Below are 12,994 nucleotides of genomic sequence, written 5' to 3' on the forward strand. Positions count from 1 at the left end.
TAACTAATTATTTTGCGATGCTGGACATGTAGGACAGGCTTCTTTTGATCCAGCACTACAACTTGTTCCTTCACTTTTCGTTTTATTACCAGAACTTTTATTATTCTTATAATCTGTCACGTACCAACCTGACCCTTTCAAATGGAAACTTGATAATGAAATAATCCTCTTGGCTGTTCCCCCACATTTAACACACTTTCTTTCATAAACATCCGAATGAATACTTTCCATCAACTCAAATACATTACCACATTTTTTGCATTCATATTCATATATTGGCATCACCCACCTCCAAGTGCTAATAATTTTTTTTAGCAAATATAATATGCATAAAATTACATTTTTCAAGAAAAATTATTATTTGAACAACTCTCTTCACATTACAAGACATTATCTATGATGATTTTATAACCAGAGAAAAGGAGCAAAAAAGCTCCTTTTTAATTTTTTGGAATTAAAATAATACCTTTAGCAATATTTTTGTCTAAACTACAATTTGAAATATTACATTTTGTATCTTCACCAATAATTACAGATTTGTCCACATCAAAATAATATTTTCTATACGTATCATCAGATTTTTTCTCAATTACAGCCTTTGTAGATAAAAAGCTATTATGATATCTTGCGTTTACATATACTTCTTTTGTACCTTTAGGCTGTTCTTTATAATTATATTCTGTTTTACTTATGTTAAAATTTTTATCTTTATAAAGCAACCCGTCTATCTCATCGAAAAAAGCATCTGGATAACCATATTTACCTCTAATCTCTTTATCCCAAACTGCTTTAGGGTAACTTTCACATTGAACACCATTGGCAAAACCTATCAAATAAGCAATTTCCACATCACTTTTTGCATCCAGCTCTGGTTCTATTACTTTACGATATTTTATGATTCTACCATCAATGGTGGTAAGAGTGCCCTCAGTTTCAAGATGCGAAAGAACAGGTAAAATAACATCGGCTCCTTTGTTAAAATCGTTCTTAAACAAATCAATACTAACAAAATATTCTAATTTCCCAACAATATCTCTTAATTTTTTATAATTACCTCTCGTATTAAAAGGATAAAAATCAGCAGTAATCAAACATTTAACTTTCCCTTTTTCTATGTCCTCTATCAATTCATCCGCACCATAATTCCCATAAATCCCCAATGAAAAGCTTGCTATTACATTAGGTTTATCAAAAGTATAAAAAAATGACTTAAGTTTATCCTTTCCAATAAAATCTACAAAAGCAAAAATTGATTCTTTTTGTGATTCTGCCTCTAAATATTCATTTCCTACAATAAATGATATTTTCTCAGCTTTACCAATAAACTCTCTTATATCTTTATATAACTTATTATCAGAATTAATAATATTATAAAAAACTATCGCAAAATCACCATAATCTGCTAAAATTGATACATCAGTAAAGTAATCATATTCATATTTTTTAAGACCAATTGTCACCAGTTTTGAATCATTATGAATAACGGCATTCATTATTTTCCATTTAATTCCAAGCGATTCTCTCGCAATATCTGCACCAATAACAAAGATTAAGTCAGAATCTTTAATATCATCAAGTTTACCAACAGTTTCATAACTGCCAAACTTCTGAAAATACAAATTAAAAAACTCAGGATGATTAAAAGATATATCTGATACAATTTTTTTCACTCCTAACCCATCAGCCAATACTTTATAGCTTATAAGCGCTTCATTGGAAAGCCTACTTCCTAAAATAAAAGCAATACTATCATTACCATATCTATCAACGATACCACCAAGTTTTGTTTTTATGCTTTCAATTACAGAAGTCCAGTCAACCTCCTTCAACTCTCCATTAGTTTTAATTAAAGGAACCTTAACCCTGTCCTCATGCTCAGTGTATTTATAAGCATATCTTCCTAAAGAACAAATATATCCATCAGCTACTGAACTTTTATAAATTGTATTTTCATGCTTTCCATATTTGATAGAACACCCAACTGGACAAAAATTACAAGATGTTTCAACGTATTCTAAATCCCAATTCCTCACACTATGTTTATAAGGCTTATCAAGCAGCGCCCCAACAGGGCAAAAATCAACGCAAAGCCCGCAGAAATCACACTGCAGGCTTGCATTATTGGCTGTAGTAATGAGATTATTATAACCCCTCTCCTCAATTTTCAGTGCACTACAACCTGTAATTTCATGACAAACCTTCACACATCTTTCGCATAAAACACATAAATTAGCATCATGAATAATCATATCCCAATCAAACTTAGGCTTATTCGGTTTTACAGACTTAACCGACTCTTCATTTATCCCAAATTCATAAGTTGTATCCTGAAGCAAACATTCGCCAGCTTTATCACATACTGGGCAATCAAGTGGATGTTTTATTAAAATAAACTCAAGATTTCTTTTTCTTTGTTCAATAACATCTTCAGTATTAGTATATACCTTCATACCATCGATAGCATAGGTAACACAAGATGCAACAGGCTTATCAATCCCTTCAACCTGCACAAGGCAAAGCCTACACGCTCCAGTAGGGGTAATATCTTTTAGGTAACACATTACAGGTATATAAATATCATTTCTTCTAGCAACATCTAATATGGTTTCTCCTTCTTTAAACTCATAAGGTTTGTCATTTATAAAAATCTGCGCCATATCAATACCCCTATTATTTATTTATCCAAACCAACCATTGCCATTCTAACACATCTCAAACATCTAGTAGCTTCCAAGTAGGCCTGATTCTCAGTATATGGCTTTTCAATTTCTTCAAAATTCCTTACCCTAACCTCAGGTGGTAATTTTTCTTGATGAACCCTAGGAATCGTATGTGTTTCTTGAATCCTTTCATCTTTTTCAAACACTTTATTTTTATACAAGGTTAATTCTAACTTTTCGTTGTCTGTTAAATATGGCTCACCTTCCATAAGGTATCTATCAATCATTTTAGCCGCCCATCTTGCAGCACCAATAGCTTTAACCACTGTAGCAGGTCCCCATTCACAATCACCTGCAGCAAACACTCCTGGGACATCAGTCATATATAAATCTTCCTTAACAGCTATTGTATTCCACCTTGTAACTTGAATACCATCTTCTTCACTTAAAAAACTCAAATCGGGAAACTGTCCAATAGCAGGTATAATCGTATCACATTCAATTACAAAATTAGAACCAGGTATTGGCTCAGGTCTTCTTCTGCCTGACTCGTCTGGTTCACCAAGTTTCATCCTAACACACTCCACACCAACAAGCTTACCATTTTCGGCAATAAGTTTTACTGGATTACAAAGGAAATGAAACTTAACACCTTCCTCCTCAGCATCAACCACCTCGTAATCCTCTGCAGGCATTTCAGCACGAGAACGACGGTAAACTAGATTCACATCACTACTTCCAAGTCTTAAGGCAGTTCTTACGCAGTCTATTGCAGTATTACCACCGCCAACAACAACCACTCTATCACCAATTTCCACTGGCTCGCCCAAAGATACACGTCTTAAAAAACCAATACCACTATCCATTACACCTTTATAGCCGTCTTTTTCACCCTCAACACCCATATCACGGCTTTTAAAAGCACCTATTGCAAGTAAAACAGCGTCATATTGCTCTTTTAAATCCTTTAAAAATATATCCTTACCAAGCTTTGTATTATATTGTATTTCCACGCCTAATGACTGAACAATTTCTACTTCTCGTCTTAAGAGATGCCTTGGTTGTCTGTAATCAGGAATACCAACAGCAACCATTCCACCTGGTTCTGGAAGCATTTCATAGATTTTTACTTGATGTCCCATCAATGCCAAATAATAAGCAGCCGTAAGACCAGCAGGCCCTGCTCCAACAATGGCAACTTTTTTTCCTGTTTCTTCATCTCTTATTTTATCGATGTCAGGATCTTTATGATGGTAATATTCGTAATCCCAGGGTGTTCTTTTTAAAACCATAATATTTACAGGGTCATCTACTAAACCGCGTCTACAGTTTGCTTCACATGGATGAGGACATACTCTACCACATACTCCAGGTAATGGCATAGTTGTCCTAATAATTTTTAACGCTTCAAGATATCTATGATCTTTAACTGCTTCTATAAACTCTGGTATTTTAACATTTGCAGGACAACCAGCAGTACAAGGAGCAGTTAAATGTTTAATATATTCAAGTTGTTTATGATTTTGATTCAAATCAATCTCATTTAATTCACCTTTAGTAAAATTTTTCAAAAATTGCCTTACTGGTATAGTGGCTGTTGGAGCTACAGTACATTTAGCAGAAACATATATTGAATAAGCAATATCATAGGCTAACTTAACATCATCTTCTTTAAAGCCATTAGTTTTCATCTTCTGTAACTGTTCAGCCAAAATCCTTGTACCCATCCTACCAGGAAAACATCTGCCACAACAACCAAAACTACTAATCTCATACATATACTTTGTGAGAACATCTAAGATATTCACATCTTTATCAAAAACTAAAAAACCGTTCCAGTTTACAAAAACCTTTAATTTTTTACCATTAAATTCATCGTCAATTTTAAGCGGAGCGTCTGTCCACTCCTCATACGGCTTATTTCTATTATCTATTATCTGGTCCTTCCAAAAGCCATAGTAAACCTTTGCCATAAGCCTCTCCGATCATATGGTATACTGTATACAATTTGCTTTATAACACAAAAATACTTTAATGTCTATAATAAATCACATTATAAAACCATCTAGAAAAGTCTCAAAACACTATTTCAATAATTTCTAACAAAATATACTTCAACCTAAATAGAGTCAATATTTAAAATCTTTCTCAAAAACAAACAATTGTAATCATTATAATATAAAAGCATATTTCGCAATTTCATTCCAAAGCAGCATAACTAATTAAATTATAATGGAATCACCCCATTTTTTGTAAAACCTTGTTTGAAGTTGTTTATGGAAAAGCATTTTCTGGGTTCAAGTTTCTCTAAAACCGCCATGGACGGCGGTTTTAGAGAAACTTGCCTCGGAGCAAAACCGGATGTTTTGCGAGAATGAAGAAAATGTTTTTTTTATAAGCAACAACATGTAGCTATTTGATATATATACATAAATTATACTGGCGATAAAAAAATGGGAGTGACTCTAGAAATTATATTGTTGAATTTTTAAAATTTTAAACTATTATAAATTCCACCGTGGGGGTGCTCCAACCATGGGGCTGAGAAATACCCCTTGAACCTGATCCGGGTAATTCCGGCGCAGGGAAACGGTGAAGGAAAAAAAAATCCTTTCCGTCTCTGCGGCGGAAAGGATTTTTTTTTAGAAAGGAGTAAAAGATGACTCAAATCGAAGCTGCAAAAAAAGGAATTATAACCAAAGAAATGGAAAAAATCGCAAAAGATGAAAAGATTTCACCTAACGAACTACGTGAACTGGTAGCTCAAGGTAAAATTGTTATTCCTAAAAATAAAAATCACGATTTCCCCAATGTAATGGGTATTGGTAAGAAATTGAGAACAAAAATAAATGCAAATATCGGTACAAGTATAGATTGTCCATCCATCGAAAGAGAAATTAATAAATTGAAAGTGGCCATTGAAGCAGGTGCTGATAGTGTCATGGATTTATCCACAGGCGGAGACTTGCAGGCTATTAGAGAAGCAATTTTAGAACACTCCACAGTTATGGTTGGTGCAGTACCTATTTATGCTGTTGCAGCAAAATTAGCTGAACAAGATATACCAACTTATAAAATGGATCCGGATACATTATTTAAATCTATCGAAGAACAATGTAAGCAAGGGATAGATTATATAACTGTTCACTGCGGTGTCACAAAAGAATCTGTAGAAAGAATGGACAGAACAGACAGAGTGTGTGGTATTGTTAGTAGAGGTGGATCTATTTTAGCAGACTGGATAAGAAGAAATAAAAAAGAAAACCCCCTTTATGAATATTTTGATGATTTACTTGAAATTGCTTATAAATATGATGTGACGTTGAGTCTTGGAGATGGTTACAGACCTGGTGCTATTGCAGATGCTACGGACAGAGCTCAAATAGATGAACTTATAATATTAGGTGAACTTGCAAAAAGGGCAAGAGAAAAGAATGTACAGGCTATGATTGAAGGCCCAGGACATGTCCCAATAAACCAGATTGAGGCAAATATTTTATTAGAAAAAAGACTCTGCGATGAAGCACCATTTTATATTTTAGGACCTCTTCCCACCGATATTGCTCCAGGATACGACCATATAACAAGTGCCATAGGGGGAGCAATTGCAGGTTCAGTGGGCGCTGACTTTCTATGTTATGTAACCCCTGCTGAACATTTGTGTCTTCCAGATGAAGAGGATGTATACCAAGGGGTAATTGCATCAAAAATTGCTGCTCATATTGCAGATATTGCAAAAGGTGTTCCAGGTGCCTTTGAAAGAGATTTACAGATGAGCAAATATAGAAAAGAGCTTAATTGGGAAGGAATGTTCTCGCTTGCAATTGACCCAAAAAAGGCAAGAGAAAAGTTTCAAAAAAATAGGGATATAAATTCCTGCACCATGTGTGGAAGATTATGTGCAGTAAAAATAGACCAAAAATTGCCAACTATTTAAAATGCTATATTATTTTAGAAACTGATTTTCTAAAATTACCTTTAGACGAGTTTATTCTTCAATGTTACGAAGCTGGAGCCAGAGCTTTCCAGCTTCGTAACAAATACAAAACTGCAAGAGAAAACTACTTAATAGGCTTAGAAATAAAAAAAATATTAAATAACAAAGATGCTTTATTCATTGTAAATGATAGAGTAGACTTGGCGATTGTTCTTGAAGCTGATGGTGTTCATCTTGGTGTCAAGGATATTCCGGCAAAAGTAGTCAAAGAAAAATATCCTAATTTAATTATTGGTTATTCTTGCAATACCGAATCTGATATACGTTATGCAAACGACATACCTGCAGATTACATCGGGATAGGTCCTGCTTTTCAAACAAATACTAAGGAAGATTTAAGACCTGTTTTAAGCAAGGACGATTATATCAATCTTATCAAAAAAGCAAATATGCCTGCTGTTGCCATAGGTGGAATAAAAGGGTATAATATTTCCAATTTTAATAACATAGAAATAGATGGTTTTGCCATAAGCTCTTATATATGCGCTTCAAAAAAACCATTTGAAAAAGTAAAAGAAATCTTGAGTTTCTATAATGGATGAAAAAAGTTTAATAAAAAAACTTCGTAACCTATCAAAAGACAAATCAATATCATTGAATCTTTCTGATGATGCTGCAGTTTTACAAAATTTTATAATATCTAAAGATATACTCATTGAAAACGTTCATTTCATTTTTAAAAATAATATAAATGATATTATATTTAAAGCCGTCACCTCAAATGTTAGTGACATAGCTGCAATGGGAGCAGAGGCTAAATATCTTTTACTGGGACTTGGTTTACCCGATTATATTGATGATGCTGACCTTTTAAAAGCTTTGGAGAAAACACTTGACCATTATAAGCTCGATCTAATTGGTGGTGACCTTTCAAAATCAGCATTACTTTTCATCTCTGTTACAATCATTGGGAGAAAAAACAAATTGTTACTTACAAGAAAAGGAGCAAAACCTGGAGATATAGTTTTTGTATCTCGACCTCTTGGAAAATCCATTTATTACTTAAACAAAGAATTGGGAGGAGATTTCGTTACAGAACATTATCATCTTGAAGCTGAAGTAGAGCTCGGTAAGTTTCTGGGGACTTTACCTTTTGTTACAAGTTGTACAGATATTAGTGACGGACTTGGAGTAGATTTGGCATCTATTGCTGATACAAGCAAAGTAAAAATTATAATTGATAAAAATAAAATACCTGTTGCTGAAAACATTCCAGTGTCAACAGATGAAATTTTGAAATCTGGTGAAGAATATGCACTCACTTTTACCATCGATAAAAAATATTATGAAACGTTCTTAAAAGTTGTTCCGAAAAAAGTTTATGAAATAGGTATTGTAGAAAAAGGCTCAGGAGTTTTCTTGAAAACTGAAAAAGATTTTCTTGAAATATCCCTATACGGATACCTGCACAAAACATAAAAAAAGGGGGGCTATCCCCCCTTCTAAATTTTCTACATTTTGCTTAAAGCATCCCTTGCTGCAAACACATAAGTGTTATCAGAAGGTTTTGCAGCCAATTCGGGATGCGTAGCATATTGATACTTCATAATATCTTCGATGGTGGCTCCCATTTGGATTGCAAAAGAGATAAAATCCACATTGTTAGCAGTGCAATGCCCCTTTCTCAACACCGAACCACCAATTAATTTTCCTGTTTTTCTGTCAAAAACCAATTTCGTCTTAATTTTATCCACTCCATCCATCATCGGATACATATCTAAAACTTCAGATTCACCTACAACAATATCCAGCCCCTCTTTTTCAGCCATTTTTTGAATTAATCCGGCAGAGCCAAAACTATATTCAAAAGCAGTGGATGCGTTTGCATTTATTACACCAGGAAAAATTACATTTTTACCTTGGATATTGGCTCCTACAACCTTACTCATAAAAACAGCATTTGTGCCAAACTCACCCCTAGTAGGCTTTTTGGTAATAAAAGATTTCTTCTCAGCACAATCTCCCGCAGCAAAAATATTTTCCACACTTGTTCTTAAATAATCATCGGTCACAACACCAAATTTTGAAACTTCTATACCTGATTTTTCAGCCAATTCGGTATTTGGAACAACACCAACCGAAACAATGACAAAATCAGCATCAATTCTCTCACCATTTTCCAAAATAACCTGTTTTACTTTCCCTTCACTACCCGTAAACTCAACAACTTTTGCTTCTGTCATCACGTTTATACCTTTTTCTTTTACATGATTTTCTATTATCTCGGCAAAGTCATCATCCATAGTGGCTAATAATATATGAGGTAACATCTCCATTATCGTCACATCAAGCCCCAATTTTTTTAACACCACAGCAACTTCAACACCAATATATCCACCACCTACAACAACACATTTCTTATATTCTTTTGCATATTTTCTCAGCCTTTCCAAATCTGCTTTCGAACGTACTGATGTTATATTATCCAAATCAATCCCCGTAATGGGTGGAATAATAGGTTTTGAACCTGTAGCCAAAAGAAGATGATCATAATTAAATTTTTGTCCCTTTTCAGTTACAACGAAATTCTCCTCTTTATTTATTTCGACTACAGTATCAATAACAAGCTTTGCTCCAAATTCAGTAATAAGAGAATCAGAAATACAATATTTTTCCACCGGTTTTTTATCAACTATTCCATAAGGAATAGAACACCTGTTTACATTAATTTCTTCATCTTTTATTAACACCACATCATACTCTTTTTTCGCTGCATGCAAAGAATGAACAACCACTCTTCCAGCAGGGCCACCACCCACGATTACAACTTTATCCATTTTGACCTCCATGTTTATTTATTCATATATGCGCATATTGAAATATAGTTCTTTCGATAATTTTTCAAAGAGTTTTTACATGTGTTTTAAATTTTCTCACTACATTATTTCATCTTTTTTTATTTCATATTTATAACTTTCAAAAATCGGCTTTGTAATATGCTTTAAATCCCTAAAAGTCCAGTTAAGATCAATTATAAATCCGCCAAAATCTTCATTTTTTAACAAATTATCTAACTTGCTTGTTTTCAATAAGTATTTAATATCTTTTCCATATTTCTTAAACATCTTAGATTTACGTTTTTCATAATCTTTGTAACGTAAACTATTAAATTCACCATTTTGTAAAATTATAAACATATAAAATTTATTGTCATCACAGGTATCTTTCCCTTCACATTCCAGCGAGGTTGTAAAACCTATCCCTTTTTCCTGCACCTTTAAACCGGTTAATTTAATATTTTCATAGACAGACAAAAGCTCGGCCACATATATCGATTTCAATTCCCTTCCATAATCGGATTCTGGCTGCCATATATATTTCAATTTATAAGGGTCCGTTTTAGACACACAAGATATTAAAAATATCAGGAACAAAAATAAAATCCTTTTCATAAGATAACTCCTTTTCTATTTTCATTTTTTCTTTTATAATTATATCATGAAAATCGCTATGATTGCAGCTTCATTATACACAATTACATTTTGCCTGTTAATACTTTTTGAAAATAACAAATTTTGCAATTTAATATTAGACAAAATAAAATTGGTTTACTTAGGCTTTTCTACTAAAAATTTAAAAGGGATTTTTGTAGGAATCATTTGGGCATTTTTAGATGGATTTATAACAGGCTGGATTATCTATTATTTAATAGATGTATTTAGACTTCACTGAAAAAACTAGTATAAAGTAATTACACTGAAAAACTTGATTTATAACTAATTGAGGAAGCTTATGCTTCCTCAATTAGTTCCCATGGAGGCCAAATAATTGCCTTAAAGCATGTCGGCCAATATTTGGATTCTCTTTTAATCTCCTTCTGGAATAAGGAAGCCAATCCTTTCCAAAAGGAACATATACCCTAAGCCGATGTCCTGCAGATACAATAATATCTCTTAATTCTTCATCCACACCCAAAAGCATCTGAAACTCATATTCATCTTTTTTATAGTCATATTTTTCTATAAGGCGCAATGCTTCAAAAACTAACTTTTCATCATGAGTAGCAATACCCACATAAGCCCTTTTCTGAAAAAGTTTTTCCAAACAATAAATAAAGTTTCTGTTAATTATATAAGGATCTTTATACGCAATCTTTCTTGGTTCATTGTATATTCCTTTGCATAACCTAAAATTCAACGTTCCATCAGATAATTTTTCAATATCATACGGTGTTCTTCTTAAATAAGCTTGTAAAACAGTACCTACATGACCGGGAAATTCATCTCTTAATTTTCTATAAAATTCAAGAGTGTCATCTGTACATGGGGAGTCTTCCATATCTATCCTAACAAAGTTGTTTAACGATTTTGCATGTGCCACGATTTCTCTGATATTGTCAAAAGCAAATTGCTTATCTAGGAGAAGCCCCATTTGAGTTGGTTTAAGGGATAAATTTGCATTAAGTCCTTCTTTATCTATGGTATCTAGTATTTCAATACATCTCTCTTTAAAATATTTTGCTTCATCCTTAGTACTAATAAACTCACCAAGTATATCAATTGTAGCCATCATGTTTTTATTATTCATTTCATGTGTAACTTTAACTGCATCGTGAAGATTTGGACCTGCAATATAACTTTTTGCAAAAAGGCCCACAATGGGGCCTGGTATATACATAATTGATTTAGAAATGAGAAAATTCAAGAATCCCATCTTTATTCCTCACTCATAAAAGGATATCTGTAGTCCTCAGGAGCATCAAAATTCTCTTTAACTGTTCTTGGAGTTACCCACCTAATAAGGTTTAAATAGCTACCTGCTTTATCATTTGTACCAGATGCACGGCTACCACCAAAAGGTTGTTGACCTACTACTGCACCAGTCGGTTTATCATTTACATAAAAGTTACCTGCTGCATATTCAAGTTTCTCTAAAGCAATACTAATAGCTTGTCTATCTTCTCCAAAGATTGCACCTGTCAACCCATAAGGAGATGTACTGTTACACAACTCCAATGTTTCTTCATATTTATCATCATCATACACATACACAGTCAATACAGGACCAAAAATTTCTTCTTCCATCAGTTTAAACTTAGGATTTGTGGTTTCAACCAGGGTTGGTTCAATAAAATAACCCACAGATTTATCGCAACCACCGCCAACAATTATTTCAGCCTCATTAGACTTTTTAGCATAATCTATATAAGATTTGATATTTTCAAATGCTGCCTCATCAATTACGGCGTTGAAGAAATTTGTAAAATCTTCTGGATTACCAATTTTTATAGATTTAATCTCTTCAACCATCAATTCTTTTACATCTTTCCAGAGTGATTTAGGTAGGTATGCTCTTGATGCAGCAGAACACTTCTGCCCTTGATATTCGTAAGCACCTCTTACAAGCGCTGTAACAAGTTTTTTAACATCTGCACTGCTATGAGCAAAAACAAAGTCTTTACCACCAGTCTCACCAACAATTCTTGGATAATATTTATAATTTTTGATATTTTCACCAACAATTTTCCACATATTTTGAAATACTTCTGTACTTCCAGTAAAATGAATTCCTGCAAGGTTTGGATCTCTTAATACAATATTACCCACAACAGAACCTGGGCCTGGTATAAAATTAATCACTCCATCAGGGACCCCAGCTTCTTTCAATAACTTCATAATGAAGTAAGGTGCATATACTGCAGTTGATGCTGGTTTCCAAACAACTACATTACCCATAATAGCAGGCGCTGTAGGCAAATTACCACCGATTGATGTAAAATTAAATGGAGTTACAGCAAAAATAAACCCCTCAAGAGGCCTATGCTGTACATAGTTCCAGGTAGGTTTTGGAGAATATGGAGGCTGATCAGTATAAATTTGCTGCATAAAATATGTGTTAAATCTCCAAAAATCTATTAGTTCACAAGCAGAATCAATTTCAGCTTGAAAAACATTTTTACTAGCTGATAGCATTGTAGCTGCATTAAGAATATACCTATATTTTCCAGACAACAACTCTGCTGCTTTCAAAAATATAGCCGCTCTCTCCTCCCATCTAAACTTTTGCCATTCTTTCCAAGCTTCAAATGCAGTATCAATTGCCAACTTTACTTCTTTTTCACCAGCCTGATGATATTCAGCTAACACATGACTATGATCATGAGGACAAACGACTTTAGCCAATTTTCCAGTTCTTATTTCTTTACCACCAATAATTAGTGGAATCTCAATTTTTTGACTTTTTAAATCATTGATAGCCTCTTTTAACAACTCCCTTTCTTTGGTACCAGGGGCATAACTGTACACTGGTTCATTTTCAGGATAAGGAATCTTAACTATACTATTATTAAACAGAAACATATTTCACCTCTCTATGAAATTTTATAGTTCATTATATC

Annotated in this window: 11 protein-coding genes and 1 riboswitch; of the genes, 4 read left to right on the forward strand and 7 right to left on the reverse strand. The window is 33.4% G+C overall.

The features are described 5' to 3' along the window. Positions 1-3: 3 nt before the first annotated feature. The 3 genes from OWK30_RS02485 to OWK30_RS02495 form a co-directional block, all read right to left on the reverse strand. Positions 4-282, reverse strand: a complete 279-nt coding sequence (locus OWK30_RS02485; protein WP_423323272.1) for an FmdB family zinc ribbon protein — start codon at positions 280-282, stop codon at positions 4-6. Between the two features lie 158 nt (positions 283-440). Beyond that, positions 441-2,657 (reverse strand): molybdopterin-dependent oxidoreductase, encoded by a 2,217-nt coding sequence (locus OWK30_RS02490; RefSeq protein ID WP_423323273.1) that lies wholly within the window; start codon positions 2,655-2,657, stop codon positions 441-443. Positions 2,658-2,674: 17 nt separating this feature from the next. Further along, the gene (locus OWK30_RS02495) at positions 2,675-4,633 is read right to left on the reverse strand and encodes an FAD-dependent oxidoreductase (protein WP_423323275.1); all 1,959 of its coding nucleotides are present in this window, start codon (positions 4,631-4,633) and stop codon (positions 2,675-2,677) included. Positions 4,634-5,170: 537 nt separating this feature from the next. After that, a riboswitch (TPP riboswitch) is annotated at positions 5,171-5,266 on the forward strand. 53 nt (positions 5,267-5,319) lie between these two features. Between OWK30_RS02495 and thiC the strand changes: the two genes are divergently transcribed. The 3 genes from thiC to thiL are packed head-to-tail and all read left to right on the forward strand — an operon-like array spanning position 5,320 to position 8,076. Continuing rightward, a complete protein-coding gene (gene thiC / locus OWK30_RS02500) occupies positions 5,320-6,597 on the forward strand; it encodes a phosphomethylpyrimidine synthase ThiC (protein WP_423323277.1) in 1,278 nt (425 codons plus the stop codon). Continuing rightward, on the forward strand, positions 6,558-7,199 hold the full coding sequence (thiE, locus tag OWK30_RS02505; protein ID WP_423323279.1) for a thiamine phosphate synthase: 642 nt from the start codon (positions 6,558-6,560) through the stop codon (positions 7,197-7,199). Before thiC ends, thiE begins: the two co-directional genes overlap by 40 nt. Then, a complete protein-coding gene (gene thiL / locus OWK30_RS02510) occupies positions 7,192-8,076 on the forward strand; it encodes a thiamine-phosphate kinase (protein ID WP_423323280.1) in 885 nt (294 codons plus the stop codon). The genes thiE and thiL overlap by 8 nt, the downstream gene beginning before the upstream one ends. A gap of 32 nt (positions 8,077-8,108) precedes the next feature. On the opposite strand, the gene OWK30_RS02515 is transcribed toward thiL, so the two are convergent. Further along, positions 8,109-9,434 (reverse strand): NAD(P)/FAD-dependent oxidoreductase, encoded by a 1,326-nt coding sequence (locus OWK30_RS02515; RefSeq protein WP_423323282.1) that lies wholly within the window; start codon positions 9,432-9,434, stop codon positions 8,109-8,111. A 99-nt stretch (positions 9,435-9,533) separates the two neighbouring features. Beyond that, positions 9,534-10,049: a hypothetical protein gene (locus tag OWK30_RS02520; protein ID WP_423323284.1), complete on the reverse strand. Its 516-nt coding sequence runs from the start codon at positions 10,047-10,049 to the stop codon at positions 9,534-9,536. A 46-nt stretch (positions 10,050-10,095) separates the two neighbouring features. On the opposite strand from OWK30_RS02520, the gene OWK30_RS02525 reads away from it, so the two are divergent. Then, positions 10,096-10,329: a hypothetical protein gene (locus OWK30_RS02525; RefSeq protein WP_423323286.1), complete on the forward strand. Its 234-nt coding sequence runs from the start codon at positions 10,096-10,098 to the stop codon at positions 10,327-10,329. Between the two features lie 72 nt (positions 10,330-10,401). Here OWK30_RS02525 and OWK30_RS02530 read toward each other — a convergent pair whose 3' ends face one another. Continuing rightward, positions 10,402-11,310: a proline dehydrogenase family protein gene (locus OWK30_RS02530; RefSeq protein ID WP_423323288.1), complete on the reverse strand. Its 909-nt coding sequence runs from the start codon at positions 11,308-11,310 to the stop codon at positions 10,402-10,404. Between the two features lie 2 nt (positions 11,311-11,312). Continuing rightward, a complete protein-coding gene (gene pruA, locus OWK30_RS02535; RefSeq protein ID WP_423323290.1) occupies positions 11,313-12,956 on the reverse strand; it encodes an L-glutamate gamma-semialdehyde dehydrogenase in 1,644 nt (547 codons plus the stop codon). Positions 12,957-12,994 lie beyond the last annotated feature (38 nt).

It is taken from the genome of Deferribacter abyssi (genome assembly GCF_049472655.1).
Taxonomy (GTDB): Bacteria; Chrysiogenota; Deferribacteres; order Deferribacterales; family Deferribacteraceae; genus Deferribacter; species Deferribacter abyssi.

Coding starts and splice junctions, on each gene's coding strand:
- OWK30_RS02485 (WP_423323272.1), bottom strand. CDS start 282: ATGCCAATATATGAATATGAATGCAAAAAATGTGGTAATGTATTTGAG.
- OWK30_RS02490 (WP_423323273.1), bottom strand. CDS start 2,657: ATGGCGCAGATTTTTATAAATGACAAACCTTATGAGTTTAAAGAAGGA.
- OWK30_RS02495 (WP_423323275.1), bottom strand. CDS start 4,633: ATGGCAAAGGTTTACTATGGCTTTTGGAAGGACCAGATAATAGATAAT.
- thiC (WP_423323277.1), top strand. CDS start 5,320: ATGACTCAAATCGAAGCTGCAAAAAAAGGAATTATAACCAAAGAAATG.
- thiE (WP_423323279.1), top strand. CDS start 6,558: ATGTGCAGTAAAAATAGACCAAAAATTGCCAACTATTTAAAATGCTAT.
- thiL (WP_423323280.1), top strand. CDS start 7,192: ATGGATGAAAAAAGTTTAATAAAAAAACTTCGTAACCTATCAAAAGAC.
- OWK30_RS02515 (WP_423323282.1), bottom strand. CDS start 9,434: ATGGATAAAGTTGTAATCGTGGGTGGTGGCCCTGCTGGAAGAGTGGTT.
- OWK30_RS02520 (WP_423323284.1), bottom strand. CDS start 10,049: ATGAAAAGGATTTTATTTTTGTTCCTGATATTTTTAATATCTTGTGTG.
- OWK30_RS02525 (WP_423323286.1), top strand. CDS start 10,096: ATGAAAATCGCTATGATTGCAGCTTCATTATACACAATTACATTTTGC.
- OWK30_RS02530 (WP_423323288.1), bottom strand. CDS start 11,310: ATGGGATTCTTGAATTTTCTCATTTCTAAATCAATTATGTATATACCA.
- pruA (WP_423323290.1), bottom strand. CDS start 12,956: ATGTTTCTGTTTAATAATAGTATAGTTAAGATTCCTTATCCTGAAAAT.